Origin of the sequence: Pseudomonas sp. PDNC002, from assembly GCF_016919445.1 — a bacterium.
Classification (GTDB): domain Bacteria; phylum Pseudomonadota; class Gammaproteobacteria; order Pseudomonadales; family Pseudomonadaceae; genus Pseudomonas.
Window position 1 is genome coordinate 22,428 of the sequence record NZ_CP070356.1, and the last position, 26,493, is coordinate 48,920.

A 26,493-nucleotide genomic window follows, 5' to 3' on the forward strand; every position below is an offset into this window, starting at 1 on the left:
GAGCAGGAACAGCGGTCGAGCGGCAACGATCCGAGTCAAGGACGACCTTCCGAGTTCAGGGCTTGCGCGGAAGGATAAAAGGCCTTGGAGAGGCTAGCCAGCCCGTCGGGGATGCGCGGGCCGAGGCCGCCCACCAGCAGGGTCGGATCGATCACCAGTACGCGACCGTCACGCACTGCACTGGTCGCCGCCAGCCCAGGGTTCTGCTGGGTCAGCGCGGCGCGCGCTTTGTCGCCGTCCAGGGCACGATCGGTCAGCACGACGACCTGCGGGTCGAGGGCGGTGAGCGCCTCGGTGGAGAGCGTCTTGTAGCCGGTATGGGTAGCCAGGTTCTTGCCGCCGGCATGCTGGATCAGCCAGTCGCCCGCGGTGTCCTGACCGGCCACCAGCAGGTTGCCGCCAGCATGGCCGACCAGCAGGATCACACCCGGAGCGGTCTGCGCGGCCTGAGCCTTCTTCACCCAGGCCTCCTGGGCGCCGAGGCGCGCATCGAACTCCGCCGCGACCTGCTTGGCCTTGTCCGGCGTACCGAGCAGTTCGCCCAGGCGCCGCAGGTTGTCCTGCACGGTTTTCTCGTCGGCCTTGGCCGACAGTGTCTCGATCCGCACGCCCGCGGCACGCAGTTGCTGCAGCACCGGCGGTGGGCCCATTTCTTCGCTGCCGAGCAAAACATCCGGCTTCAGCGCGAGGATGCCTTCGGCCGCCAGCTGACGCTGGTAACCGATCTTCGGCAGCTTCTGCAGGCTCTGCGGGTGCAAGCTGGTGGTGTCGACGCCAACCAGTTTGGTCTCGCCGCCCAGGGCGACCACCCACTCGCTCAGCGAACCACCGGCGCTGACCCAACGCTGCGGCAGGGTATCGGCCACCACGCTGGAGGCGGCCAGGCAGAGGCCGGCAAAAAGGCCGGCCAGCAACGGACGTGCAGTCATCGACCTTCTCCTCAGAGCGCCGCGTAGGATTCGGCGAGCTCGCGCCATTCTTCCAGCTCCGGCACGCCGGGCTTGCGCGCACCGAAGACCTGCAGCACCAGTTCGCCGTCGGCATCGAAGGCTTCCCAGCTGGTGATCACACCGTCGCTGCTGGGCTTGCGCACGCGCCACAGCTCGACCACGCCCGGCGTTTTCAGGTGCAGGTTGAACAGCGGGTCGAGGACGTTGAACCAGTCGTCCATCCACTTGAGGTTGTCGACGGTGCCGGTGTGGATCTGGATGCAGTGGGCGTTACCGACGAAGATCATGATCGGCACGCGGCGCTCGCCAGCGGTTTCCAGCAGGCGCGGCAGTTCGGCGGTGTCCAGCGGCTCGGCCCACTCGCGGCCGGCCAGGCGTAGCGCCTGGGTACGCTGGACCTTGTGCTTCTTCAACAGGGCGAAGAAGTGGTGGGTGTCCTTCAGCGCCGCCCAACCCTCGCGCAGGGCGCCCGAGTCGATCTCGGCATCGTCCAGCGGCGCGGCCTTGGGCTCCAGCGGAGCCAGGTCCAGGAGCGCGCTTTGCTCATCGGCGGTGAAGCGCTGTACCAGCGGCTCCCAGGCGGAAACCTCGCTCTGCTCGGTGAGGAACACCTTGTGCACCGCGGTACCCTGACGGTCGAACACCTGGATGCTGCGCTGGATGCCATGGGCGGTTTGCTCGCTGATGGCGAAAGCGCTGGCCCAGCCGCCGAGGAACAGGCGCAGGTCGATGTCCGGGGATACCACCAGGCCCATCTGGCCATTGGCCGAGACGGTGACCTCCTGATACGGCCCCTTGCGCTCGTGCACGCAGTGCTCGTTGCGGGTCAGCGCCATGATCTGACCGAGCTCGCCAAGCGCCGGCAGTAACGCTGCCCAGTCGGTGTTCAGGCGAACGGCATCCACACCCAGGCGGCTGGCGGTCAGCTCGGCCTCGCTCACATCCAGGTGTTGCGCGGCATCGCGGGCACGCAGGCGCGGCTTCTCGGCGCGCAGGGCTTGCCAGGCGCGGTACAGCTCGGAAGCCGGCGCAGAAAGGGTCGTCATCGCAGAAATCCTCATTCGTAAGATGGCCTGCCGCGGCGCGGCGGCATGGGACGAACTCTGCCACAACAAAATTAATAAATCTATTTGATAATAATTTGCATTTAGATTTGGAGGCGATTAAGGTCGGCGCCGATTCTTCGACGGCCATGTGCCATCTCCGATAACAATCAGGTGCTCCCATGTCGATCACTCCTCCTTTCCCCCGCCGCTCCTGGCTCGCCTTGCTGTTGCTGTGCCCGTCCCTCGCTCTCGCGGACAACATGGTCTCCCTCGGAGAAACCACCGTCACCGCGACCCGCAGCGAACAACCCGTCGATGCCGTGCCGAGCACCGTCAGCGTACAGACGGCGCGGGATATCGACCGCAACAACGCCAACGACATCAAGCAACTGGTGCGCTACGAGCCGGGGGTGTCGGTGAGCGGCAGCGGCAGCCGCTTCGGCCTCTCCGGGTTCACCATTCGCGGCATCGGCGGCAACCGCGTGCTGACCCAGGTGGACGGCGTGGCGGTGCCCAGCTCATTCGCTTTCGGCCCGTTCATGGACGCCCGGCGCAACTACATCGACCTCGACACCGCGAAACGCGTTGAAATACTTCGGGGCCCGGCAAGCTCGCTGTACGGCAGCGACGCCCTCGGTGGGGCGGTCAGTTTCATGACCAAGGACGCGGCGGACTACCTGCACGACGGCAAGGACACCTATGCCCGCTTCAAGGTTGGCTTCGACGGCTCCGACCGCAGTTGGCTGAAAAGCGCCACCGTCGCCGGCCGCACCGGCCCGATGGACGGCCTGGTCACCATCAGCCGTCGCGACGGCCATGAGACCGATACCTTCGGCGATAACAACGGCATCGGCAGCGCCCGCGGCGAAGCCAATCCGGTGGATGGCAGCACCGACAACCTGCTGGCCAAACTCGGCTGGGACTACGCCGAGGGCAGCCGCCTGCAACTGGCCTACGAGCGCTACAACGACGACGCCGACACACGGCTGCTCAACGAATACAGCACCACCGGCACTACCCGCACCTCGGACGCCACCGACAGCACCGACCGCGAGCGCGTCAGCCTCTCGCACCGCTTCCTGCTCGACAGCGCCCTGGCCGACCAGGTGCAGTGGCAGCTGAACTACCAGGACAGCCAGATCCGCCAGGAAACCTACCAGGAGCGCTTCAGCGCCGGCCGCCTGCGCGACCGTAGCCGCGACTCGAAATACGAGGAAACCCTCTGGGGCCTCAACTCGCAGCTGGACAAGCAGTTCGCCCTGGCCGACACCCAGCACCACCTGATCTACGGCTTCGACCTCAAGCGCCTGGAAAGCAAGGACCTGCGCAAGGGCGGCGAGGTCTACCAGAGCAACGGCCAGCCGGTGCCGCCGGCCTTCGGCGCCGAGACCTTCCCGCTCAGCGACTTCCCCGATCCGGTCACCCGCGAGTACGCCGCGTTCATCCAGGACAGCATCGAGATCGGCCGCTGGACCCTGCTGCCGGGCCTGCGCTACGACTACTACGAGATGAAGCCGGACGTCAGCCAGCGCTACCTGAACAGCAACCCGGTGGACAAGGACCCGTCCAACTTCAGCGATCATGCGCTGTCGCCCAAGTTCGGCGTGACTTACCGCCTCGACGATCACCACAGCGTCTACGGCCAGTACGCCGCGGGCTTCCGTGCGCCGGAGCCGGTGGACATCTTCGGCGAGTTCGTCAACACCGCCATTGGCTACCAGACCATCGCCAACACCAACCTCAAGCCAGAGACCAGCGACAGCTACGAAGTCGGCCTGCGCGGCAAGTACGACATGGGTAGCTTCGGCGTGGCGCTGTTCTACAACCGCTATGACGACTTCATCGAGCAGGTCACCCTGCCCAATGACCCGACCGGCAACAACCGCCTGACCTACCAGTACACCAACCTGGACAAGGTCACCATCAAGGGCGCCGAAGCGCGCGGCGACCTCGACCTCAACCAGGCCATCGGCCTGCCGGCGGGCACCACGCTGCGTGGCGCGGTCTCCTACGCCAAGGGCAAGGACGAGGAAACCGGCGAGCCGATCAACAGCGTCGACCCGCTCAAGGGCGTGTTCGGCCTGGGCTACGACGCACCCAGCGGCCAGTTCGGCAGCGAACTGACCTGGACCCTGGTGCAGGCCAAGCACGACATCGACGAGGACGAGATCCCCAACCAGTACAAACCCGGCGGCTACGGCCTGCTGGACTTGAGCGGCTGGGTGAAGATCACCGACGGCGTGACCCTCAACGCCGGCCTGTTCAACCTCACCGACAAGAAATACTGGCAGTGGGGTGATGTACGCGGCCTGACCGAGAACAGCGCGAGCCTCGACCGCTACACCCAGCCGGGCCGCTACGCGGCGGCCAACCTGATCTGGGAGATCTGATCTTCTTCAGCACACGGATGTGCACCCTCTTCCGGTCTCGCCATCCGGGCGCGGATAATGTCCGCCCCGCATGGAGACCCTTTCGAATGATCCTGCTCTGCGCCCCGCACGACCTGGCCGAAGGCCAGAGCCGGGGCTTCAAGGCTGCCGGCCTGAACCTCTTCGCCGTGCGCCGCCAAGGCCGCGTCTATGCCTACCGCAACCGTTGCCCGCATCGGGAGATTCCGCTGGGCTACGACGCCGAGCGCTTCCTCGACGCCAGCGGGCGGCTGCTGCAATGCGGGCACCATGGCGCGCTGTTCCTGATCGAAACCGGTGAATGTATCCAGGGACCGTGCCTGGGCGACGCGCTGGAGACGTTGCCGTGCCATGAAGACGAGCGCGGCATCTGGCTGGAAGAAGTGGCCGACGAGGCTCGCGGGTAGAAGCGATTCCGGGCAGGTTGGCGAGCAAGCCGGCGCCTACCGGTCTGCACCGTACCGCTCCTCGTAGGAGCGAGCTTGCTCGCGAACAGCCCTTGCGCCGAAACAGTCGCGCCGTTACAGCAGTACCTTCAGCGGCCGATCGAGCCTGATTTCCTGCGTATCGATCCGCGCACCATACGCCAGCACCTCGACGCCCGCATTGCGCGCTTCCGCCAGCGCCGCGGCATAGGCCGGGTCGATCTCCATCGCCGGGCGCACCGCCTCAATGTCGGTCAGATTCACCGCATACAGCAGCACCGCACGCATGCCTTCGCGCGCCAGCGCCGCGAGCTCGCGCAGGTGCTTGGCACCGCGCTGGGTAACAGCGTCGGGGAAGGCCGCAACCGTGGTCTCGTCAAAGCCCAGGGTCACGCTCTTCACCTCCACATACACCGGCTTGCCGGCGTACATCAGGCGGAAGTCCGCGCGACTGTTCTCCTGCCCGTAGGCGACCTCGCGGCGCAGCTCGTCGAAGCCGGCAAGCTCCGGGATACCGCCAGCCAGCAGCGCCTCCTCCACCAAGCGGTTGGCCCGCCCGGTGTTCACGCAGGCCAGGCGGCCCTGCGGCGTTTCCACCAGTTCCCAGGTGCCCGGCAGCTTGCGCTTGGGGTCGTCTGAGCGACTGAACCAGACCCGGCAGCCTTCGCTCATGCAGTTGAGCATCGAGCCGGTGTTCGGGCAGTGGATGGTGAGCAGCTCGCCGCCGGCGGTCTCGATATCCGCCAGGAAGCGCTTGTAGCGTTTGATCAGGCGCGCCTCTTCCAGCGCCGGCTCGAAACGCATTAGGGGCGCCAGCTCTTCAAGCCGCGGGCAATGCGCTCGACCGCCTGCTGCAAGCGCTCCACGCTTTGCGTATAGGCGAAGCGCACATGGTGCGAGGCCTGATAGCGGCCGAAATCGAGACCCGGGGTGAAGGCCACATGCTCGGTCTCGATGAAGTGCTGGCAGAAGTCGTAGGCATCGCCGCCGAAGGCACTGATGTCGGCGTATAGATAGAAGGCACCTTCCGGCTCGACGGCGATGCCGAAGCCCAGCTCGCGCAGGGCCGGCAGCAGATAGTCGCGGCGGCGGCGGAACTCCTCGCGGCGCTCTTCGAGAATCGCCAGGGTGGCCGGCTCGAAGCACGCCAGCGCGGCGTGCTGGGCCATGCTCGGCGCGCTGATGTAGAGGTTCTGTGCCAGCTTCTCCAGCTCGCCCACGGCCTCCGGCGGCGCGACCAGCCAACCCAGGCGCCAGCCGGTCATGCCGAAATATTTAGAGAAACTGTTGAGGACGAAGGCGTCGTCATCCACCTCCAGCACGCTGGGCGCGTCGATGCCGTAGGTCAGGCCGTGGTAGATCTCGTCCACCACCAGATGACCGCCACGCGCCTTGAGCGTGGCCGAGAGCGCGGCCAGTTCATCCTTGTGCAACAGGGTGCCGGTAGGATTCGCTGGTGATGCGGCGAGAGCGCCTACACTATCTTGATCCCAATGCCGTTCGATGAGCTCCGGGGTGAGCTGGTAACGGCTCTCCGGGCCAACCGGCACCAACTGCGCGGCGCCTTCCACCAGGCGCAGGAAGTGACGATTGCAGGGATAGCCCGGATCGGCCAGCAGCCAGTGCTTGCCCGGGTCCACCAGCAGGCTGCTGGCGAGCAGCAGGGCGCCGGAGCCGCCGGGCGTGACGAGAATGCGCTGCGGATCGATCGACAGGCCGTAGCGCTGGGCGTAGAAGCCGGCGATGGCTTCGCGCAGCGCCGGCAGGCCACGTGCGGCGGTATAGCGCGTGTGACCATTTGCCAGGGCCTTCTGCCCGGCCTCGACGATGGGCGCGGCCGTGGTGAAGTCCGGCTCACCGATTTCCAGGTGGATGACGTCGTGGCCCGCGGCCTGCAGCTCGTTGGCCCGCGCCAATAGTGCCATGACGTGGAAGGGTTCGATGGCGCAGCTGCGCGCACTGAAAGTGGTGGCCATGGAATATTCCGAACTTTGCGACAGAGCCGGGATTCTAACAGGCCACTGATGAATACTGGGGCGGTCACGTCAATGCGGCGCGGCTTCCCGGAACATGCAGGCTTCGTCCGGGAAACACAGACGATCCTGCACAGGTTTGCAGAAAAACCCATCGGCGATGACCAATGGGTCGGCGACCTGGCGATCAGGCCATGTGCGGGCACTTGCAGGCTCGACAACCGGGAGTAGCGTCCCGGTAATCGTTCTGGTAAGTTCGCCCGCTGCGAGCGCGGGGCCGGCAGTGCCGGAGAGGGACCATCCGCGAGAGGATTAGCGAGAGTGAGAGGCGGTCATCCATGCCCACCAAAGCAAAACAACAGAGCAGCCAACTGATTCGTGGCTTCGAGCCCTACCAGGAAACCAAGGGCGAGGAGTACATGAGTGATCGCATGCGCGCGCACTTCACCTCCATCCTCAACAAATGGAAAGTTGAGCTGATGGAAGAAGTGGACCGCACCGTGCACCACATGCAGGACGAAGCGGCGAACTTCCCGGACCCGGCCGACCGTGCCAGCCAGGAAGAAGAGTTCAGCCTCGAGCTGCGCGCCCGCGATCGCGAGCGCAAGCTGATCAAGAAGATCGACGAGACCCTGCAGCTGATCGAAGACAACGATTACGGCTGGTGCGATTCCTGTGGCGTCGAGATCGGCATCCGCCGTCTGGAAGCCCGCCCCACCGCCACCCTGTGCATCGACTGCAAGACCCTGGCGGAAATCAAGGAAAAGCAGCTGGGCTCCTGAGCCTGGTTGATCCCGAACGGGGCGCTGCGGCGCCCCGTTTCGTTTCTGCTTTTAATTGAAGAGCCGCCATGCCTGCCACCCAGTACATCGGACGCTTCGCCCCCACGCCCAGTGGTTACCTGCACTTCGGTTCGCTGGTGGCCGCCGTCGCGTCCTACCTGGATGCGCGCGCAGTGGGCGGAAAGTGGCTGGTGCGCATGGAGGACCTCGATCCGCCGCGCGAGATGCCCGGCGCCCAGATGGCCATCCTCGAAACCCTCGAACGCTATGGCTTCGAATGGGACGGCCCGGTGGAGCGCCAGAGCGACCGCCACGGCGCCTATGCCGCCCAGGTCGAACAATGGCTGCGCAGCGGCCTGGCCTACGCCTGCACCTGTTCGCGCAAGCAGCTCGAAGGCACCCACGGCATCTACCCCGGCACCTGCCGCGACGCCCAGCATGACTGGCACGGCGACGTCGCCATCCGCATCCGCGTCCCGGAACTGGACTACCGCTTCACCGATCGCTTGCAGGGCGAATTCCAACAGCACCTGGGCCGCGACGTGGGCGACTTCATCATCCGTCGCCGTGACGGCCTCTTCGCCTATCAACTGGCCGTCGTGCTGGACGATGCCTGGCAGGGTGTCACCGACATCGTTCGCGGCGCCGACCTGCTGGACAACACCCCGCGCCAGCTCTACCTGCAGGAACTGCTGGGCATTGCCGCACCGCGCTACCTGCATGTGCCGCTGATCATCCAGCCCGACGGCCACAAGCTGGGCAAGTCCTACCGCTCGCCGCCGCTGGAAGCCGAACAGGCCGCCCCGCTGCTGGTGCGCGCGCTGAAAGCGCTGGGCCAGAACCCGCCCGCCGGGCTGGCGCAAAGCGCTCGGGGTGATGTCCTCGCCTGGGGCATCGCGCACTGGAATGCCGAGGCAATCCCCCATAGCCTGACGCTGGAAGACGCGCAGCTCTAGACTGGTAAACAGCAACGGCTCTTCGTAGGACCGAGGGGGGCGTCTAGCCCTTGCTCGCGAACCCGAATCCCGCCGCGGGGGCTTGTTCGCGAGCAAGCTCGCTCCTACAAAGTCTGCCGCTCCTTCGGCAAGAGGTGGGCCGGCTTGCCGGCAACTGTGCGCACAGGTAGCCTGCCCGCCGAACCAAGAGAGAGACGACATGTACATCTACCGACTGGTGTTGCTCCTGGTCGTGGGCATCTACCTGTTCTCGCCGGCCATCATGGACTGGTGGATCGATCCCCACGGCGCCTGGTACCGCCCGTATCTGCTGTGGCTGATCCTGATCGTCGTCACCTTCATCCTGCAGAGCCAGCGCGATGCTGACGAGCTTTAGCCTTACCCAGCTGATCCTGATCAGCGCCTCCTACCTGATGGTCCTGTTCGGTATCGCCTGGATCACCGAGCGCGGTTTCATTCCGCGCCGGCTGGTGCGCCATCCGCTGATCTACACCCTGTCGCTGGGCGTATACGCCAGCGCCTGGGCTTTCTATGGCACGGTCGGGCTGGCCTACCAGTACGGCTACGGCTTCCTGGCGATCTACCTGGGCGTTTCCGGCGCCTTCCTGCTGGCGCCGGTGTTGCTCTATCCGATCCTGCGCATTACGCGGGCGTACCAGCTGTCCTCGCTGGCCGACCTGTTCGCCTTCCGCTTCCGCAGCACCTGGGCCGGCGCGCTGACCACGCTGTTCATGCTGATCGGCGTACTGCCGATGCTGGCGTTGCAGATCCAGGCGGTGACCGACTCGATCAGCATCCTCACCCGCGAATCCGAGCCCAACCGCGCGGCGCTGGCGTTCTGCGCGCTGATCACGCTGTTCGCCATCCTCTTCGGCGCGCGCCACATTGCCACCCGCGAACGCCATGAAGGGCTGGTGATGGCCATTGCCTTCGAATCGCTGGTGAAGCTGGTCTCTCTCTGCGCCATCGGGCTGTTCGCCCTCTATGGCGTGTTCGGCGGGCCGGACGGCCTGGAAGTCTGGCTGCTGCAGAACCAGGAAGCCCTGAGCACCCTGCACACCCCGCTGGCCGAAGGGCCGTGGCGCACGCTGCTGCTGGTGTTCTTCGCCGCGGCCATCGTGATGCCGCACATGTTCCACATGACCTTTACCGAGAACCTCAACCCGCGCTCGCTGCTCAGCGCCAGCTGGGGCCTGCCGCTGTTCCTGCTGCCGATGAGCCTCGCGGTGCCGCCGATCCTCTGGGCCGGCCTGCACCTGGGCGCCTCGACCAACCCGGAATACTTCACCCTCGGCCTGGGCATCTCGGTGGACAGCCCCGCGCTGGCCCTGACCGCCTTCATTGGCGGCATCTCCGCCGCCAGCGGCCTGATCATCGTGATGACCTTGGCGCTCTCCGGCATGGTGCTCAACCACCTGGTGCTGCCGCTCTACCAGCCGCCGGCCGAGGGCAACATCTACCGCTGGCTGAAATGGACGCGCCGCGCACTGATCGCCGCGATCATCATGGCCGGCTATGCCTTCTACCTCCTGCTGGGCGCCGAGCAGGACCTGTCGAACCTCGGCATCGTCTCTTTCGTCGCCACCCTGCAGTTCCTCCCCGGCGCGCTGGCCGTGCTCTACTGGCCGACCGCCAACCGTCGCGGCTTCATCGCCGGCCTGGTCGCGGGCATGCTGGTGTGGGGAGCGACCATGCTCACCCCGCTGGTGGCGAACATGCAGAGCATCTACGTGCCGATGTTCGATTCGCTGTACGTGCTCGACGACACCACCTGGCACCTCGCCGCGCTGGCCTCCCTGGCGGCCAACGTGCTGGTGTTCACCCTCGTCTCGCTGTTCACCGAAGCCAGCGATGAGGAGAAAGGCGCCGCCGAAGCCTGCGCCGTGGACAACGTGCGCCGCCCGCAGCGCCGCGAACTGCTTGCCGTCTCCCCCCAGGAGTTCGCTAGCCAACTGGCCAAACCGCTGGGCGCCAAGACGGCCCAGCGCGAAGTGGAACAGGCACTACGCGACCTGCACCTGCCCTTCGACGAGCGCCGCCCCTACGCCCTGCGTCGCCTGCGCGACCGCATCGAGGCGAACCTCTCCGGCCTGATGGGCCCCAGCGTGGCGCAGGACATGGTGGAAACTTTCCTGCCCTACAAGGCCAGCAGCGAAAGCTACGTCACCGAAGACATCCACTTCATCGAGAGCCGCCTGGAGGACTACCACTCCCGGCTCACCGGCCTTGCCGCCGAACTCGATACCCTGCGCCGCTACCACCGCCAGACCTTGCAGGACCTGCCCATGGGCGTCTGCTCGCTGGCCAAGGACCAGGAAATCCTCATGTGGAACCGCGCCATCGAGGAGCTGACCGGCGTCAGCGCGCAACGTGTGGTCGGCTCGCGGCTGGCCGCCCTGCCCGAGCCGTGGCGCGGCCTGCTGGAAGGCTTCATCGACGCCCCCGACGAACACCTGCACAAGCAGCGCCTCTCCATCGAAGGCCAGACCCGCTGGCTGAACCTGCACAAGGCGGCGATCGAGGAGCCCCTCGCGCCCGGTAACAGTGGCCTGGTACTGCTGGTGGAAGACCTCACCGAAACCCAATCGCTGGAAGACAAGCTGATCCACTCCGAGCGCCTGGCCTCCATCGGTCGCCTGGCCGCCGGCGTGGCCCACGAGATCGGCAACCCCATCACCGGCATCGCCTGCCTGGCGCAGAACCTGCGGGAAGAACGCGAGGGCGATGGCGAGCTGACCGAGATCAGCGGACAGATCCTCGAGCAGACCAAGCGCGTCTCGCGCATCGTGCAATCGCTGATGAGCTTCGCCCACGCCGGCGGCAAGCAGGTGGCGGCCGAGCCGGTGTGCCTGGCCGACGTCGCCCAGGAAGCCATCGGCCTGCTGTCGCTGAACAAGCGCAGCATCGACGTGCAGTTCTTCAACCTGTGCGATCCGGAGCACTGGGTGGAAGGTGACTCCCAGCGCCTGGCCCAGGTACTGATCAATCTGCTGTCCAACGCCCGCGACGCTTCGCCGCCCAACGGCGCGATCCGCGTGCGCACCGAAGCTTCCGAGCAGGCCATCGACCTGATCGTCGAAGACGAAGGCAGCGGGATACCCAAGTCGATCATCGACCGTCTGTTCGAGCCGTTCTTCACCACCAAGGACCCGGGCAAGGGAACCGGCCTGGGGCTCGCACTGGTCTATTCGATCGTGGAAGAGCATTATGGGCAAATCACCATAGACAGCCCGGCAGACCCGGAACGCGAATGCGGCACCCGCATCAGCGTCACCTTGCCGCGGCATCCTGGCCCGACGGCCGAGCAGTAAACGAGCACGTCGAGAGAGCTGAATACATGGCACATATCCTCATCGTCGAAGACGAAACCATCATCCGTTCCGCCCTGCGACGATTGCTCGAGCGCAACCAGTACCAGGTCAGCGAAGCTGGCTCGGTGCAGGAAGCCCAGGAGCGTTACAGCATTCCGTCGTTCGACATGATCGTGAGCGACCTGCGCCTTCCCGGCGCACCCGGCACCGAGCTGATCAAGCTGGCCCAGGGTATCCCGGTGCTGATCATGACCAGCTACGCCAGCCTGCGCTCGGCGGTGGACTCGATGAAGATGGGCGCGGTGGACTACATCGCCAAACCGTTCGACCACGACGAGATGCTCCAGGCCGTGGCACGCATCCTCAAGGACCGCCAGGAAGCCCGTAACGCCCCCGCCGAAACGCGCGGTAACGCCAAGACCGCCGAGCGTGGCGCGGGTAACACCGCCCCCGCGGACGGCGAAATCGGCATCATCGGCTCCTGCCCGCCCATGCAGGAGCTCTACACCAAGATTCGCAAGGTCGCGCCCACCGACTCCAATGTACTGATCCAGGGCGAGTCTGGTACCGGCAAGGAACTGGTTGCCCGCGCCCTGCACAACCTGTCCAAGCGCACCAAGGCGCCGCTGATCTCGGTGAACTGCGCCGCGATCCCGGAAACCCTGATCGAGTCCGAACTGTTCGGCCACGAGAAAGGCGCGTTCACCGGTGCCAGCGCGGGCCGCGCGGGTCTGGTGGAAGCCGCCGACGGCGGCACGTTGTTCCTCGACGAAATCGGCGAGCTGCCACTGGAAGCCCAGGCGCGTCTGCTGCGTGTGCTACAGGAAGGCGAGATCCGCCGCGTAGGCTCGGTGCAATCGCAAAAGGTCGACGTGCGCCTGATCGCCGCGACCCACCGCGACCTGAAGATGCTGGCCAAGACCGGCCAGTTCCGCGAAGACCTCTATTACCGCCTGCACGTCATCTCGCTGAAGCTGCCGCCTCTGCGCGAGCGCGGCCCGGATGTGATGGAAATCGCCCGCTCCTTCCTGGCGCGCCAGTGCTCCCAGATGGGGCGTCAGGCACTGACCTTCTCCCACGAGGCTGAGCAGGCCATTCGTCACTACCCATGGCCGGGTAACGTTCGCGAACTGGAGAACGCCATCGAGCGCGCAGTGATCCTCAGCGAAGGGCAGGAAATTCCCGCCGACCTGCTGGGCATCGACATCGAACTGGATGATCTGGAAGACGACTTCGGCGATGACGGCGACCTGCGCCCGACCAACGGCAGCGCCAGTAACCACGAGCCTACCGAGGACCTGTCGCTGGAAGACTACTTCCAGCACTTCGTCCTTGAGCACCAGGACCACATGACCGAGACCGAGCTGGCCCGCAAGCTGGGCATCAGCCGCAAATGCCTGTGGGAACGTCGCCAGCGCCTGGGCATTCCGCGCCGCAAATCGGGGGCGGCGGCGGACTCGTAACAGGTCCCCACACTGTTACCGGAGACATGCTCCGTAACAAAAGCCGGGTTCATCGGTAACGGAAACCCGGCTTTTTTGTGCCTGTCTGTCGGCGGCCGATCCTCGCAAGCCCTTGAAAAATAAGGATTCGCAAAAGTTGGCACGGCATCTGCTTTGTTATTCGTACAACAACAATAACAAGCACGACCACTCACAATAAGAACAAGACGAAACGACTCCAGCACAACAAAAACAAGATCGCGGAGGCGCAGCTAACTGATTCTTTTGGAGAAGGGTAGCCGTCGGGACCAGTCCCGCAACCAGCGAAGAAGAATAAAACTGTCTTGAGACAGCACGCAAAACTGGTTGGACCGCAAGGTCATTGCTCACTCAGCGACCAAAGCAATCCGTTTGCTATTGAACCCTTCCAAGTGTGGAAGGTTCCCCGAAGCAGATAGCGTCGAGGGACGGGTCTACAAACAAAAACAACAAGCCCGGTAATCATAATAAAAACAAAGCACGCACCTATTTGGGGGGGAGCCTCGGCTCCCCCAGTAGCTTTCGCTACACCCTCCCCCTCCTCCCCGCAAGACCCTTTCTTCAGTTTTCTTCATCATCACCCCCCACGATGCTAGAATCGCCGCGGCGCAGAAGGCAGCCGATTTGCTGCCAATTGTTTCCAGGCAGCGGCAGACACCCGCTATCCTCCAGGAAACACCGTGACCACGCGGCTCGCGGAGAACTGCGCATGCCATTCACACAACCATTCCCGATAGTGCACACATGCTGAAAAAGCTGATCCAGTCCATCCGATCCCCACTGCGCCGTCCGCGCGCCGTCCGCACTACTCCGGAAGTCGTTGGCAATCATCAGCACTCGCTGCGGCGGGAACACTTCAGCAGGAACGCGGTGAACGTCGTGGAGCGCCTGACGAAGGCCGGCTACCAGGCGTACATCGTCGGCGGCGGCGTACGAGACCCGCTGCTGGGCATTCCCCCCAAGGACTTCGATGTGGCCACCAGTGCCACTCCCGAGCAGGTCCGCGCCGAATTCCGCAATGCGCGGGTGATTGGTCGCCGCTTCAAGCTGGTCCACGTACATTTCGGCCGCGAGATCATCGAGGTCGCCACCTTCCGCGCCAACCATCCGGTCAGCGAAGACGACGACTCCGATAACGCCCACGCTTCCCGCAACGAAGCCGGCCGCATCCTGCGCGACAACGTCTACGGCACGCTTGAAGACGACGCCCAGCGCCGCGACTTCACCATCAACGCCCTCTATTTCGATGTGACCGGCGAGCGCATCCTCGACTACGCCCATGGCGTGCGCGATATCCGCAACCGCCTGATCCGCCTGATCGGCGACCCGGAACAGCGCTACCTGGAAGACCCCGTGCGCATGCTGCGCGCCGTGCGCTTTGCCGCCAAGCTGGATTTCGAGATCGAAAAGCACAGCGCTGCACCGATCCGCCGCCTGGCCCCGCTGCTCAACGAGATTCCGTCCGCCCGCCTGTTCGACGAGATACTCAAGCTGTTCCTCAGCGGCAAGGCCGAGCGCACCTTCGAGTTGCTCAACGAGTACGATCTGTTCGCACCGCTGTTCCCGGCCAGCGCCAAGGCCCTGAAAGAAAACCCCGAATACGCCGGCAAGCTGATGCGCCAGGCGCTCGCCAATACCGACGAGCGTATTCGCCTCGGCAAGCCGGTCACCCCGGCCTTCCTGTTCGCCGCCCTGCTCTGGCCGGCCTTGCCCGCTCGCGTGCTGAAGCTGCAGGAACGCGGCATGCCGCCGATCCCTGCGATGCAGGAAGCCGCCCACGAGCTGATCCTCGAACAGTGCCGCCGCACCGCCGTACCTAAACGCTTCACCATCCCGATCCGCGAGATCTGGGACATGCAGGAGCGCCTGCCGCGCCGCCAGGGCAAGAAGGCCGACCTGCTGCTGGAAAACCCACGCTTCCGCGCCGGCTACGACTTCCTCCTGTTGCGCGAGAGCGCGGGCGAGGAAACCGGCGGCCTGGGCGACTGGTGGACCGATTACCAGGAAGCCAGCGACGGTGAGCGCCGCGGCATGATCCGCAACCTGGCCAGCCAGCCGGAAGAAGGCGGCGCTGCGCCGCGCAAACGTCGCCGTGGCGGCAGCAACCGCCGCCGTCGTGGTCCGCGTACCGAAGGCGCCAGCAGCGAATGAGCGAGCGCGTGTACATTGGGCTCGGCAGCAATCTCGCCGAGCCGCGCCAGCAGCTCGAAGCCGCGTTGAAAGCCCTGGCGCTGGTTCCCGCGACCAAGGTCGCCGTAGTCTCTCCGCTCTATGCCAGCGATCCCCTGGGGCCGCCGGACCAGCCACGCTACGTCAACGCCGTTGCCGCGCTGGATACCGACCTGGAGCCGCTCGCGCTGCTGGATGCCCTGCAGACCATCGAGCTGGAGCAGGGCCGGGTGCGCAAGGACGAGCGCTGGGGCCCGCGCACTCTCGACCTCGATATCCTGCTGTTCGGCGATCGCCTGATCGACGAGCCGCGCCTGCGGGTGCCGCACTACCACATGCAGGCCCGCGCCTTCGTGCTTTACCCGCTCGCGGACCTCGCTCCGCACCTGCGCCTGCCCGATGGCCGCAGCCTGCCCGAGCTGCTGGCCGCCTGTCCGTTTGCCGGTCTCGAACGCCTCTCCTGAGGCATCCTGCGCCCACGTGCGGGGCGGGCTGGCAGTAACGCCGTAACAGTCCGGTAACACCTGCAATTGACTTCGCCTTTTTCGATCCGGACTATAGGGCCCCGTTTGCCCCTGCCCGGCGCAGAACCGAGGACACTTTCATGCCTGATGTCACCCTGACCACCCTGCAAGGTCTCAAGCAAAGCGGCGAAAAGATCGCGATGCTGACCGCCTACGATGCCACTTTCGCCCACACCGCGAGCCTTGCGGGTGCCGAAATGCTGCTGATAGGAGACTCCCTGGGCATGGTGCTGCAAGGCCACGACAGCACGCTGCCGGTCACCGTCGAGGACATGGCCTATCACACCGCGGCGGTAAAGCGCGGTAACAAGGGCGCGCTGATCGTCACGGACCTGCCGTTCGAATCCGGTACCTCCCTGGACCAGTTGCTGCGCGACTCGGTGGCGGTCATGCAGGCAGGCGCCCACATGGTCAAGCTCGAGGGCGGCTCCTGGCTCGCCGAGCCGATCACGCGCCTCGCCCAGATGGGTATTCCGGTGTGCGCGCACCTGGGGCTCACCCCACAGGCCGTCAACCTGTTCGGTGGCTTCAAGGTCCAGGGCCGCCAGGAAGCCCAAGCACGTCAACTGCGTGCCGACGCCATCGCCCTGGAACAGGCCGGCGCCGCTTTCCTGCTGCTCGAATGCGTGCCGTCCGCGCTGGCCCGCGAAATCACCGAGGCGGTGAAGATTCCGGTGATCGGCATCGGCGCCGGCCCCGGCACCGACGGCCAGGTGCTGGTCATGCACGACATGCTCGGCCTGTCGCTGTCTGGCCGCTCACCGAAATTCGTGAAGAATTTCCTCGAAGGCCAACCCGACATCCAGTCCGCCATGGCCGCCTACGTCAAGGCGGTGAAGGACGGCACCTTCCCCGGCCCGGAGCACGGTTTCGCCTGATGAACACAGTCAAGACAGTCCGCGAGCTGCGCGCTGCGGTCGCTCGTGCGCGTAGCGAAGGCAAACGCATTGCCCTGGTGCCGACCATGGGCAACCTGCACGCCGGCCACGCCGCCCTGGTGACCAAGGCTGGCCAGCGTGCCGACTTCGTCGTCGCCAGCATCTTCGTCAATCCGCTGCAGTTCGGCCCCAGCGAAGACCTGGACAAGTACCCGCGCACCCTCGCCGCCGACCAGGAGAAGCTCCTGGAAGCCGGCTGCCACCTGCTGTTCGCTCCGACCGTGGAAGAGATGTACCCCGACGGGATGGACGGACAAACCCGCCTGCACGTGACCGGCGTTTCCGAAGGTCTCTGCGGCGGCAGCCGTCCGGGCCACTTCGATGGCGTCGCCACCGTAGTCTGCAAGCTGTTCAACATGGTCCAGCCGGACATGGCCCTGTTCGGCGAGAAGGATTTCCAGCAGTTGGCGGTGATCCGCAAGCTGGTGCGCGATCTCAACCTGCCCATCCAGATCTTCGGCGAGCCGACAGTGCGTGCCGACGATGGTCTGGCGCTATCCTCGCGCAACGGATACCTGAACGACGATCAGCGCGCCAGCGCCCCCGTGCTCTACGCCACGCTCAAGTACCTGGCCGAGCGCATCCGCCAAGGCCAGCACGATTATCCCGCGCTGCTCGCCGAAGGGCGCCAGCGGATCGAGCAGGCCGGCCTGCGCATCGATTACCTGGAAGTCCGCGAATCCCTCGGCCTGCGCCCAGCCTCGGCGGATGACCGCCAGTTGGTGATCCTCGTGGCCGCCTTCCACGGCACCACCCGGCTGATCGATAACCTCGCCTTCCACATCGACTGATTCCCCGCCCGACACCCGAATTTTCGCCTCGAAGCCGCGCCAGTCGCGGCCTTGAGCGACTCCGGGTGCTCGGGCATACTCGCCCGCACTCCCGCCATAGAAGAAGAGGAGCCACGCCATGCAGAGCATCATGCTCAAAGCCAAACTGCACCGCGCCGAAGTCACCCACGCCGTGCTCGACTACGAAGGCTCCTGCGCCATCGACGGCGAGTGGCTCGATCTTGCCGGGATTCGCGAGTACGAACAGATCCAGATCTACAACGTCGACAACGGCGAACGCTTCACCACCTACGCCATCCGTGGCGAAGAGGGTTCGCGGATGATTTCGGTCAACGGCGCCGCCGCCCACAAGGCCAAGGTGGGTGACCGGGTGATCATCTGCGCGTACGCTCAGTTCAGCGACGCCGAGCTGGAAGGTTACCAGCCGCGCATGCTGTACATGGCGCCGGGCAACGAGCTGAGCCACACCAGCAACGCGATCCCGGTCCAGCTCGCCTGAGCCGAATCGACAATGCCCGGAACCACCGGGCATCTTTCCAGTTCGAAAGCCTCACGTTCAAACACGCACGTCTTACCCGAAGGTACGTCATGGAACACCACCTCACCCCGCTGGATGCCACCAAACTGGCGAGCTGGCAGGCGCTGGCAGCGCACCGCCAGGATCTGCAGAACTTCACCATGCGCGAGGCGTTCGCCGAGGACCCAGAGCGCTTCAAGCGTTTCTCCCTCAGCGCCTGCGGCCTGTTCCTCGACTTCTCGAAGAACCTGATCCGCCAGGACACCCTCGACCTGCTGGTGAAACTCGCGGAGGAAGCCAAGCTGGGCGAGGCCATCCAGTCGATGTTCCGCGGTGACGTGATTAACGCCTCCGAGCAGCGCCCGGTGCTGCACACCGCGCTGCGCCGCCCTATCGGCGACAAGGTGCTGGTGGATGGCAAGGACGTGATGCCCGAAGTGCACCGCGTGCTGCACCAGATGACCGAACTGGTCGCCGCCGTGCACAACGGCCTGTGGCGCGGCTACACCGAGCGGCCGATCACCGACGTGGTGAACATCGGCATCGGTGGCTCCTTCCTCGGCCCGCAGCTGGTGTCTGAAGCCCTGCTGCCGTTCGCCCAGAAAGGCGTGCGCTGCCATTACCTGGCAAACATCGACGGCAGCGAATTCCGTGAGATGACCGCCAAGCTGAATGCCGAGACCACGCTGTTCATCGTCTCGTCGAAGTCCTTCGGCACCCTGGAAACCCTGAAGAATGCCCAGGCCGCCCGCGCCTGGTACCTGGCGCAGGGTGGCAGCGAGGCGGAGCTGTACCGTCACTTCATCGCCGTCTCCAGCAACAAGGAAGCGGCAGCCGCCTTCGGTATTCGCCCCGAGAACGTCTTCCCGATGTGGGACTGGGTCGGCGGCCGCTACTCGCTGTGGTCGGCCATCGGCCTGCCGATCGCCATGTCGGTGGGGATCAACAATTTCAAGGAGCTGCTGTCCGGCGCCTACAGCATGGACCAGCACTTCCTCACCTCGCCGTTCGAGAAGAACATTCCGGTGCTGCTCGGCCTGCTCGGTGTCTGGTACGGCGACTTCTGGGGCGCGCGCAGCCACGCGATCCTGCCCTACGACTACTACCTGCGGAACATCACCGACCACCTGCAGCAGCTGGACATGGAATCCAACGGCAAGAGCGTGCGCCAGGACGGTACCCCGGTTTCCGCCGGCACCGGTCCGGTGATCTGGGGGGGCGTGGGCTGCAACGGCCAGCACGCGTACCACCAGTTGCTACACCAGGGCACCCACCTGATCCCGGCGGACTTCATCGTTCCGGTCTCCAGCTACAACCCGGTGGCCGACCACCACCAGTGGCTGTACGCCAACTGCCTGTCGCAGAGCCAGGCGCTGATGGTCGGCAAGAGCCGCGCCGAGGCCGAGGCCGAGCTGCGCGCCAAAGGCCTGGACGAGGCCGAAGTGCAACGCCTGGCGCCGCACAAGGTGATTCCGGGCAACCGACCGAGCAACACCCTGGTCCTGGAACGCATCAGCGCCCGTCGCCTGGGCGCGCTGATCGCCATGTACGAGCACAAGGTCTACGTGCAGAGCATCCTCTGGGGCATCAACGCCTTCGACCAGTGGGGCGTGGAGCTGGGCAAGGAGCTGGGCAAGGCGGTCTACGGTCGCCTGGTCGGCAGCGAGGAAAGCGCCGCCGAGGACGCCTCCACCCAGGGCCTGATCGACTTCTTCCGCGGCCGTCACCGCGGCTGATGCCAACGGGGACGGAGATGCCAGTGCACCTCCGTCCTCGCTTACCGGCAGAATCGCTGCCGGTACTCTCCGGGCGTCACGCCCAGCGCCTGCACGAAGGCGCGACGCAGGTTGTATTCGCTGCCGAAGCCTGTGTGCAACGCCACGCGCTTGAGCGATGACTCTCCTCCCTCCAGCAGTTGGCTGGCCTTCTCCAGGCGCAGCTGCAACAGCAGCTTCGCCGGTGTCACTCCCATTTCCGCCTGGCAATAGCGGTGCAGCGTGCGCGTCGACATCGCCATCTGCGAAGCCATGTCGTCCACCTCCAGCGAGTTCTCCAGGCGCTCGCGCAGCCAGTCCACCAGACGCTGCATCTGCCCGTCCGGGGGCGCCTGCTGCGCCAGCAGTTCGGTACTGAACTGGCGCTGACCGCCCGGTCGCCGCAGGTACATCACCAAGCCGCGCGCCACCGCCAGGGACAGATCGCGCCCGTGGTCCTCCTCCACCAGGCTCAGGCACAGGTCCATCCCGGCGGTGACACCGGCGGAGCTGTAGAACTGCTCGTCACGCACGAACAGCGCGTCCTGCATGACCCGCAGCCGTGGAAACAGCCGCTGCAGCAGTTCGGTGTAACGCCAGTGGGTGACGACGGGCCGCTCCTCCAGCAAGCCAGCCTGAGCCAGCAGGAAAGCCCCTGTGCACACCGACCCGCAGCGCGCCGCCCGTGGCCCTGCCTGGACCAGCCAGCGAGCGATATCGCCCTGTTGCATCGCTCGCTGCACGCCGAAGCCACCGGCGACCAGCAGCGTGGAGCCAGCCACCTCATCAGGGCCGGGCAATGTCCGCGCCGCCAATTCCAGGCCGGCGCTGGAGCGAACCAACCCGCCACCGGGTGAAATCACCTGGAGTTCGTAGGCCGGCCTGGCGCCGGGCAGCAGGTGCTCATCCACTGCGGCGAACACTTCTGCCGGCCCGGTGGCGTCGAGCAACTGGAATTCGGGAAAGACGAGCAGCAATACCCGATGAGGCGTGGCCATCGAAGAATCTCCCTGGGATGCACCTGGCAGATATTCACCGATCAGCGTCAGAAGTGACAGTGTGGCTACCGGCAAGGTGGAAGTCCCGCTCCCGGAGACACCTATGCGCACCTTCGCCCTGATCCTTGCTCTGTCGCTGTATTCGCTCCCTCTGCTGGCCGACGAGGGGCTGCAACCCTTCCAGCCGCGCACCGATCGGCAACGTCCGCTGATCGCCGTCGTCGCACAGAACCGCATGACCGAACTGGTGGACTACGTCGTGCCCCTGGCCGTGCTGCGACGCGCCGACGTGGCCGAAGTGCTCGCGCTTTCGACCGCCCCCGGCCCGGTGCAATTGATGCCAGCCTTGAAGATGCAAGCCCAGGCCACCGTCGCCCAGTTCCAGCAGCGCTATCCGCAGGGTGCCGACTACCTGATCGTTCCTGCCGTGCATGACAGCGAGGATGCGGCCCTGCTCGCCTTCGTCCGCGATCAGGCCGCGAAGGGCACCATCGTTATCGGCATCTGCGATGGCGTACTGGTGCTGGGCCACGCGGGCCTGCTGGCGGGCCGGCACGCCACCGGGCACTGGTACTCACGCAGCGAGCGCCTGGAGGACTTTCCGGACACGCACTGGCAGGAAAATCGCCGTTACGTAGTGGACGGCCCGGTGATGACCACCTCCGGCTTGACCGCCGCCCTGCCCGCTTCGCTGGCGCTGGTGGGCGCCATCGGCGGTTCGGAGAAAGCCCGGGCACTCGCGGGTGAGCTGGGCGTTCAGGATTGGTCGCCGAGTCACGACAGCCAGCAGTTCAGCCTCGGCATGAGCGGCTACCTCACCGCGGCCGGCAACATCCTCGCCTTCTGGAGCCACGAGGACTTCGGCGTGCAGTTGCGCCCGGGCCTCGATGACATCGCCCTGGCCCTGAGCGCGGATGCCTGGGCGCGCACCTACCGCACCCGTGTGAAGGGTATCGCCCAGGGCCCGGTCGTCAGCGCCAGCGGCCTGGCATTCCTGCCGGATGGGGGCGAGGATCTCCCCGCGCTACCCGCAGTCACCGGTGACGCAATCCAGGCGCTGGAGTACGCGTTCGACGGTATCGCCGCGCGCTACGGCGAGGCCACCCGGCAACTGGTCGCCGCCCAGCTCGAATACCCTTCGCCTGAACGTTCCCGCACCGGTGCGCGTCGAAACCACATGGACAACCCTTGAACCCGCCTGGCCTTGGATGCACCCTTGGGGCATCTCGGCTCAACAACAACAAGGACTCCCCATGTACGAGATCAGCCTTCACTCCGTGCCGGAGGCCGTACGCAAGCGTGCCTACCTCGACAACGATGCCTATCTGCGCCTCTACCAGCAGTCCGTGGATGACCCGGAAGCCTTCTGGGGCGAGCAGGCCAAGGTCTTCCTCGACTGGTTCAAGCCCTGGCACTCGGTGCACCACGGTGACCTGGCGAAGGGCCAGGCAACCTGGTTCAAGGGCGGCCAGCTCAACGTCACCTACAACTGCATCGACCGCCACCTGGAACAGCGCGGCGAGCAGGTGGCGATCATCTGGGAAGGCGACAACCCGACCGAATCCGCCAACATCACCTACCGCAAGCTGCACAGCCATGTCTGCCGCCTGGCCAACGTGCTCAAGAGCCGCGGCGTGGAGAAAGGCGACCGCGTCTGCATCTACATGCCGATGATCCCCGAGGCGGCCTACGCCATGCTGGCCTGCGCGCGGATCGGTGCGATCCACTCGGTGGTGTTCGGCGGCTTCTCCCCGGACGCCCTGCGCGACCGCATCAACGATGCCGACTGCCGCACCGTGATCACTGCCGACGAAGGCGTGCGCGGTGGCAAGTACGTCCCGTTGAAGAAAAACGTGGAAAAGGCGCTGCAGGACTGCCCGAACGTCTCCACCGTGGTGGTGGTCGAGCGCACCCAGGGCGAGATCCCGTGGGTCGAAGGCCGTGACATCTGGTACCACGAGGCCCTTCGCGAGGCCAGCGAGGATTGCGCACCGGAGCCGATGGAGTCCGAGGACCCGCTGTTCATCCTCTACACCTCCGGCTCCACCGGCAAACCCAAGGGCGTGCTGCACACTACCGGTGGCTACCTGCTGGGCGCGGCGATGACCCACAAGTACGTGTTCGACTACCACGACGGCGACATCTACTGGTGCACCGCGGACGTGGGCTGGGTCACCGGGCACAGCTACATCGTCTACGGCCCGCTGGCCAACGGCGCCACCACCCTGATGTTCGAAGGTGTGCCGAACTATCCCGACGCCTCGCGCTTCTGGCAGGTGATCGACAAGCACCAGGTGAACATCTTCTACACCGCACCGACCGCGATCCGCGCCCTGATGCGCGAGGGCGAAGCTCCGGTGCAGAAGACTGACCGCAGCAGCCTGCGCCTGCTCGGCTCGGTCGGTGAGCCGATCAACCCGGAAGCCTGGGAGTGGTACTACAACGTGGTGGGCGAGAAGCGCTGCCCCATCGTCGATACCTGGTGGCAGACCGAGACCGGCAGCATCCTGATCACCCCTCTGCCCGGCGCCACCGACCTCAAGCCCGGTTCGGCGACCCGCCCCTTCTTCGGCGTGCAGCCGGTACTACTGGATGAGCAGGGCAAGGAAATCGACGGTCCCGGCTCCGGCGTACTCGCCGTGAAAGCCAGCTGGCCCAGCCAGATCCGCAGCGTCTACGGCGACCACCAGCGGATGATCGACACCTACTTCAAACCCTACCCCGGCTACTACTTCACCGGCGACGGCGCCCGCCGCGACGAGGATGGCTACTACTGGATCACCGGCCGCGTGGACGACGTGATCAACGTCTCGGGCCACCGCATCGGCACTGCCGAGGTGGAGAGCGCGCTGGTGCTGCACGACTCGGTCGCCGAAGCCGCCGTGGTCGGCTATCCGCATGACCTCAAGGGCCAGGGCATCTACGCCTTCGTCACCACCATGAATGGCGTCGAGCCCAGCGATGGCCTCAAGCAGGAGCTGCTGGCGCTGGTCAGCAAGGAAATCGGCAGTTTCGCCAAGCCGGAAATGCTGCAATGGGCGCCGGGCCTGCCCAAGACCCGTTCCGGCAAGATCATGCGGCGCATCCTGCGCAAGATCGCCTGCAACGAGCTGGAGAACCTGGGCGATACCTCGACCCTCGCCGATCCCAGCGTGGTCCAGGGGCTGATCGACAACCGCCTCAACCGTTGACGGCGCGCTTCAGGCCTGGGGCGCAAAGATGCTAGGTTTAGAATACAGACCTGCCGTCCTTGCCCCGAGGCCTGTCCGCCACGATGGAAACCGTTCGCCGCCATATCGAAAGCCAGGTACTCAGCCTGACCGGCCTCGCCCTCGGCGGGGTCGACTTCGAGTCGCCCAAAGGGGATCCCGGCCTGTTCGGGCCGGACTCCGTGTGCTGGAAAGTCCATGGCGACTTCAGCTCCATGCTCATCGGCGGAATCAGCGCCCTGCTCCTGCAGATGCTGCACCCTGCGGCCCTCGGGGGCGTTTGGGACCATTCCAACTTCCGCGCCGACATGCTTGGGCGGCTGCGCCGCACCGGGCAGTTCATTTCCGCCACCACCTATGGTTCGCGCGGTGATGCCGAAAAATTGATCGAGCGCGTACGGCGCATCCACGACAGCGTCCATGGCACGCTGCCCGATGGTTCCTCCTACGCCGCCAGCGACCCGGACCTGCTCACCTGGGTGCATGTCGCAGAAGTCAGCTGCTTCCTCGCTTCACACCTGCGCTACCTGAATCCAGAGCTATCCGGCGAAGAACAGGACCGTTACTACGACGAAATAGCCCTGATCGCCGAGCAACTCGGTGCGCGCAACGTGCCGCGGTCGAGGGCAGAGGTGGCCGACTACCTGCAACGCATGCGCCCGCAGCTGCGTTATGACGAGCGCACTCGCGAGGTGGTCGATGTCCTGTTCAATGCACCAGCACCGAGCTTCCTGGCCAAGCCCTTCGGCTTGCTGATGATGCGCGCCGGCATCGACCTGCTACCGGACTGGGCCACGGACCAGCTCGGCCTCAGCCTGGGCAGCCTGCAGCGCCAACTGATCCGCTCCAGCGTGAAGCGCAGCGTGCCGCTGCTGCGCTGGGCTGTGCGCAACGGTTCACTGCACCGCGCGCGCCGGCGCATGGGCCTGCCCCCTCTGCGCTAGATCGTGACCACCCGGTTCGGAGAGTGGTGAGGCGGCAATCGGCTATGCAACCATGGGCCTTCGCTGCGGCCACCGCCGCTCCTGCCAGAGGATTCGTGTCATGCAAGAAGTCGTCATCGTCGCTGCCACCCGTACCGCCATCGGCAGCTTCCAGGGCTCGCTGTCCGCACTGCCCGCCCATGAACTGGGCGCCGCGGTCATCCGCAGCCTGCTGCAACAGACCGGCATCGACCCGGCCCAGGTCAACGAAGTTATCCTCGGCCAGACCCTCACGGCTGGCGCCGGCCAGAACCCAGCGCGCCAGGCGTCCATCGCCGCCGACCTGCCCAACAGCGTACCGGCCATGACGGTGAACAAGGTCTGCGGCTCGGGCCTCAAGGCACTGCACCTGGCGGCCCAGGCGATCCGCTGCGGCGATGCCGACGTCATCATCGCCGGTGGCCAGGAAAGCATGAGCCTCGCGCCCTATGTCATGCCCGGCGCTCGCACCGGCCTGCGCATGGGCCACGCCAAGCTCATCGACAGCATGATCCAGGACGGCCTGTGGGATGCCTTCAACGACTACCACATGGGCATCACCGCCGAGAACCTGGTGGACAAGTACGGCATCAGCCGCGAGGAGCAGGACGCCTTCGCCGCGGAATCTCAGCGCAAGGCCGCCGCGGCCATCGAGGCGGGCCGCTTCAAGGCCGAGATCACCGCCATCGAGATTCCCCAGCGCAAGGGCGAGCCACTGCGCTTCGACACTGACGAGCAACCGCGCGCCGGGACCACCGCTGAATCCCTGGCCAAACTGAAGCCTGCGTTCAAGAAGGATGGCAGCGTTACCGCCGGCAACGCCTCGACCCTCAACGACGGCGCCGCCGCCGTGCTGCTGATGAGCGCCACCAAGGCCGCCGAACTGGGCCTGCCGGTACTAGCGCGCATCGCCGCCTACGCCAACGCGGGCGTCGATCCGGCGATCATGGGCATCGGCCCGGTCTCCGCCACCCGCCGCTGCCTGGAGAAAGCCGGCTGGCAACTGGCCGACCTCGATCTGATCGAAGCCAACGAAGCCTTCGCCGCCCAAGCGCTGTCGGTGGGCAAGGAACTGGGCTGGGATTCCGCGAAGGTCAACGTGAATGGCGGCGCCATCGCCCTGGGCCATCCCATTGGCGCCTCCGGCTGCCGCGTACTGGTTACCCTGCTGCACGAAATGCTGCGCCGCGATGCCCACAAGGGTCTGGCAACGCTGTGCATCGGGGGCGGGCAAGGCGTAGCGCTGGCCCTGGAACGCTAATCAATCCGCAGGTGCTGCGCAGAGTTCGCTCTGCGCGG

General features: G+C 65.6%; 22 protein-coding genes. 17 read left to right on the forward strand and 5 right to left on the reverse strand.

Annotation, left to right across the window (positions count from 1 at the left end; translation table 11 throughout):
- Positions 1 to 35: 35 nt before the first annotated feature.
- Together JVX91_RS00110 and JVX91_RS00115 are read right to left on the reverse strand one after the other, a co-directional pair.
- Complete coding sequence (locus tag JVX91_RS00110) at positions 36 to 929, reverse strand: helical backbone metal receptor (RefSeq protein WP_205337458.1); 894 nt, start codon at positions 927 to 929, stop codon at positions 36 to 38.
- Positions 930 to 940: 11 nt separating this feature from the next.
- Positions 941 to 2,005, reverse strand: coding sequence for a ChuX/HutX family heme-like substrate-binding protein (locus JVX91_RS00115; RefSeq protein ID WP_240201744.1), 1,065 nt, complete (start codon positions 2,003 to 2,005; stop codon positions 941 to 943).
- Positions 2,006 to 2,175: 170 nt separating this feature from the next.
- On the opposite strand from JVX91_RS00115, the gene JVX91_RS00120 reads away from it, so the two are divergent.
- Positions 2,176 to 4,386 (forward strand): TonB-dependent hemoglobin/transferrin/lactoferrin family receptor, encoded by a 2,211-nt coding sequence (locus JVX91_RS00120; protein ID WP_205337460.1) that lies wholly within the window; start codon positions 2,176 to 2,178, stop codon positions 4,384 to 4,386.
- Between the two features lie 86 nt (positions 4,387 to 4,472).
- Positions 4,473 to 4,811 carry a Rieske 2Fe-2S domain-containing protein gene (locus tag JVX91_RS00125; RefSeq protein WP_205337461.1) on the forward strand — a complete coding sequence of 113 codons (339 nt, stop codon included), beginning with the start codon at positions 4,473 to 4,475 and terminating at the stop codon, positions 4,809 to 4,811.
- A gap of 114 nt (positions 4,812 to 4,925) precedes the next feature.
- Here JVX91_RS00125 and sfsA read toward each other — a convergent pair whose 3' ends face one another.
- Together sfsA and JVX91_RS00135 are read right to left on the reverse strand one after the other, a co-directional pair.
- The gene (gene sfsA / locus JVX91_RS00130; RefSeq protein ID WP_205337462.1) at positions 4,926 to 5,633 is read right to left on the reverse strand and encodes a DNA/RNA nuclease SfsA; all 708 of its coding nucleotides are present in this window, start codon (positions 5,631 to 5,633) and stop codon (positions 4,926 to 4,928) included.
- Positions 5,633 to 6,805 carry a pyridoxal phosphate-dependent aminotransferase gene (locus JVX91_RS00135; RefSeq protein ID WP_205337463.1) on the reverse strand — a complete coding sequence of 391 codons (1,173 nt, stop codon included), beginning with the start codon at positions 6,803 to 6,805 and terminating at the stop codon, positions 5,633 to 5,635. The genes sfsA and JVX91_RS00135 overlap by 1 nt, the downstream gene beginning before the upstream one ends.
- Before the next feature lie 335 nt (positions 6,806 to 7,140).
- Between JVX91_RS00135 and dksA the strand changes: the two genes are divergently transcribed.
- The 11 genes from dksA to pgi all read left to right on the forward strand — a co-directional run bounded on the left by dksA (position 7,141) and on the right by pgi (position 20,007).
- Positions 7,141 to 7,584: an RNA polymerase-binding protein DksA gene (gene dksA / locus JVX91_RS00140; protein WP_015478905.1), complete on the forward strand. Its 444-nt coding sequence runs from the start codon at positions 7,141 to 7,143 to the stop codon at positions 7,582 to 7,584.
- 68 nt (positions 7,585 to 7,652) lie between these two features.
- Complete coding sequence (gene gluQRS, locus JVX91_RS00145) at positions 7,653 to 8,540, forward strand: tRNA glutamyl-Q(34) synthetase GluQRS (protein WP_205337464.1); 888 nt, start codon at positions 7,653 to 7,655, stop codon at positions 8,538 to 8,540.
- Between the two features lie 199 nt (positions 8,541 to 8,739).
- Positions 8,740 to 8,916, forward strand: coding sequence for a hypothetical protein (locus JVX91_RS00150; protein ID WP_015478907.1), 177 nt, complete (start codon positions 8,740 to 8,742; stop codon positions 8,914 to 8,916).
- Entirely contained in the window at positions 8,900 to 11,851 is a 2,952-nt protein-coding gene (locus JVX91_RS00155; RefSeq protein WP_205337465.1) for a sensor histidine kinase, read from the forward strand. The genes JVX91_RS00150 and JVX91_RS00155 overlap by 17 nt, the downstream gene beginning before the upstream one ends.
- A 26-nt stretch (positions 11,852 to 11,877) precedes the next feature.
- Positions 11,878 to 13,314, forward strand: coding sequence for a sigma-54 dependent transcriptional regulator (locus JVX91_RS00160; RefSeq protein WP_205337466.1), 1,437 nt, complete (start codon positions 11,878 to 11,880; stop codon positions 13,312 to 13,314).
- A 762-nt stretch (positions 13,315 to 14,076) separates the two neighbouring features.
- Entirely contained in the window at positions 14,077 to 15,483 is a 1,407-nt protein-coding gene (locus JVX91_RS00165; protein WP_205337467.1) for a polynucleotide adenylyltransferase PcnB, read from the forward strand.
- The gene (folK, locus tag JVX91_RS00170) at positions 15,480 to 15,965 is read left to right on the forward strand and encodes a 2-amino-4-hydroxy-6-hydroxymethyldihydropteridine diphosphokinase (RefSeq protein ID WP_205337468.1); all 486 of its coding nucleotides are present in this window, start codon (positions 15,480 to 15,482) and stop codon (positions 15,963 to 15,965) included. Before JVX91_RS00165 ends, folK begins: the two co-directional genes overlap by 4 nt.
- A gap of 140 nt (positions 15,966 to 16,105) precedes the next feature.
- Entirely contained in the window at positions 16,106 to 16,903 is a 798-nt protein-coding gene (gene panB / locus JVX91_RS00175) for a 3-methyl-2-oxobutanoate hydroxymethyltransferase (RefSeq protein WP_205337469.1), read from the forward strand.
- A complete protein-coding gene (panC, locus tag JVX91_RS00180; RefSeq protein WP_205337470.1) occupies positions 16,903 to 17,754 on the forward strand; it encodes a pantoate--beta-alanine ligase in 852 nt (283 codons plus the stop codon). The genes panB and panC overlap by 1 nt, the downstream gene beginning before the upstream one ends.
- Positions 17,755 to 17,872: 118 nt before the next feature.
- Positions 17,873 to 18,253: an aspartate 1-decarboxylase gene (gene panD / locus JVX91_RS00185; RefSeq protein WP_017518923.1), complete on the forward strand. Its 381-nt coding sequence runs from the start codon at positions 17,873 to 17,875 to the stop codon at positions 18,251 to 18,253.
- A gap of 89 nt (positions 18,254 to 18,342) precedes the next feature.
- On the forward strand, positions 18,343 to 20,007 hold the full coding sequence (pgi, locus tag JVX91_RS00190) for a glucose-6-phosphate isomerase (protein WP_205337471.1): 1,665 nt from the start codon (positions 18,343 to 18,345) through the stop codon (positions 20,005 to 20,007).
- A gap of 41 nt (positions 20,008 to 20,048) precedes the next feature.
- On the opposite strand, the gene JVX91_RS00195 is transcribed toward pgi, so the two are convergent.
- Positions 20,049 to 21,023: a helix-turn-helix domain-containing protein gene (locus tag JVX91_RS00195; protein WP_205337472.1), complete on the reverse strand. Its 975-nt coding sequence runs from the start codon at positions 21,021 to 21,023 to the stop codon at positions 20,049 to 20,051.
- A gap of 103 nt (positions 21,024 to 21,126) precedes the next feature.
- On the opposite strand from JVX91_RS00195, the gene JVX91_RS00200 reads away from it, so the two are divergent.
- The 4 genes from JVX91_RS00200 to JVX91_RS00215 all read left to right on the forward strand — a co-directional run bounded on the left by JVX91_RS00200 (position 21,127) and on the right by JVX91_RS00215 (position 26,455).
- Positions 21,127 to 22,215, forward strand: a complete 1,089-nt coding sequence (locus JVX91_RS00200) for a DJ-1/PfpI family protein (protein WP_205337473.1) — start codon at positions 21,127 to 21,129, stop codon at positions 22,213 to 22,215.
- A gap of 61 nt (positions 22,216 to 22,276) precedes the next feature.
- Positions 22,277 to 24,214: an acetate--CoA ligase gene (gene acs, locus JVX91_RS00205; protein WP_205337474.1), complete on the forward strand. Its 1,938-nt coding sequence runs from the start codon at positions 22,277 to 22,279 to the stop codon at positions 24,212 to 24,214.
- 83 nt (positions 24,215 to 24,297) lie between these two features.
- A complete protein-coding gene (locus JVX91_RS00210) occupies positions 24,298 to 25,176 on the forward strand; it encodes an oxygenase MpaB family protein (protein WP_205337475.1) in 879 nt (292 codons plus the stop codon).
- Between the two features lie 100 nt (positions 25,177 to 25,276).
- Positions 25,277 to 26,455: an acetyl-CoA C-acetyltransferase gene (locus JVX91_RS00215; protein ID WP_205337476.1), complete on the forward strand. Its 1,179-nt coding sequence runs from the start codon at positions 25,277 to 25,279 to the stop codon at positions 26,453 to 26,455.
- The last annotated feature ends 38 nt before the right edge of the window (positions 26,456 to 26,493 follow it).

Coding starts and splice junctions, on each gene's coding strand:
- JVX91_RS00110 (WP_205337458.1), bottom strand. CDS start 929: ATGACTGCACGTCCGTTGCTGGCCGGCCTTTTTGCCGGCCTCTGCCTG.
- JVX91_RS00120 (WP_205337460.1), top strand. CDS start 2,176: ATGTCGATCACTCCTCCTTTCCCCCGCCGCTCCTGGCTCGCCTTGCTG.
- JVX91_RS00125 (WP_205337461.1), top strand. CDS start 4,473: ATGATCCTGCTCTGCGCCCCGCACGACCTGGCCGAAGGCCAGAGCCGG.
- sfsA (WP_205337462.1), bottom strand. CDS start 5,633: ATGCGTTTCGAGCCGGCGCTGGAAGAGGCGCGCCTGATCAAACGCTAC.
- JVX91_RS00135 (WP_205337463.1), bottom strand. CDS start 6,805: ATGGCCACCACTTTCAGTGCGCGCAGCTGCGCCATCGAACCCTTCCAC.
- dksA (WP_015478905.1), top strand. CDS start 7,141: ATGCCCACCAAAGCAAAACAACAGAGCAGCCAACTGATTCGTGGCTTC.
- gluQRS (WP_205337464.1), top strand. CDS start 7,653: ATGCCTGCCACCCAGTACATCGGACGCTTCGCCCCCACGCCCAGTGGT.
- JVX91_RS00150 (WP_015478907.1), top strand. CDS start 8,740: ATGTACATCTACCGACTGGTGTTGCTCCTGGTCGTGGGCATCTACCTG.
- JVX91_RS00155 (WP_205337465.1), top strand. CDS start 8,900: ATGCTGACGAGCTTTAGCCTTACCCAGCTGATCCTGATCAGCGCCTCC.
- JVX91_RS00160 (WP_205337466.1), top strand. CDS start 11,878: ATGGCACATATCCTCATCGTCGAAGACGAAACCATCATCCGTTCCGCC.
- JVX91_RS00165 (WP_205337467.1), top strand. CDS start 14,077: ATGCTGAAAAAGCTGATCCAGTCCATCCGATCCCCACTGCGCCGTCCG.
- folK (WP_205337468.1), top strand. CDS start 15,480: ATGAGCGAGCGCGTGTACATTGGGCTCGGCAGCAATCTCGCCGAGCCG.
- panB (WP_205337469.1), top strand. CDS start 16,106: ATGCCTGATGTCACCCTGACCACCCTGCAAGGTCTCAAGCAAAGCGGC.
- panC (WP_205337470.1), top strand. CDS start 16,903: ATGAACACAGTCAAGACAGTCCGCGAGCTGCGCGCTGCGGTCGCTCGT.
- panD (WP_017518923.1), top strand. CDS start 17,873: ATGCAGAGCATCATGCTCAAAGCCAAACTGCACCGCGCCGAAGTCACC.
- pgi (WP_205337471.1), top strand. CDS start 18,343: ATGGAACACCACCTCACCCCGCTGGATGCCACCAAACTGGCGAGCTGG.
- JVX91_RS00195 (WP_205337472.1), bottom strand. CDS start 21,023: ATGGCCACGCCTCATCGGGTATTGCTGCTCGTCTTTCCCGAATTCCAG.
- JVX91_RS00200 (WP_205337473.1), top strand. CDS start 21,127: ATGCGCACCTTCGCCCTGATCCTTGCTCTGTCGCTGTATTCGCTCCCT.
- acs (WP_205337474.1), top strand. CDS start 22,277: ATGTACGAGATCAGCCTTCACTCCGTGCCGGAGGCCGTACGCAAGCGT.
- JVX91_RS00210 (WP_205337475.1), top strand. CDS start 24,298: ATGGAAACCGTTCGCCGCCATATCGAAAGCCAGGTACTCAGCCTGACC.
- JVX91_RS00215 (WP_205337476.1), top strand. CDS start 25,277: ATGCAAGAAGTCGTCATCGTCGCTGCCACCCGTACCGCCATCGGCAGC.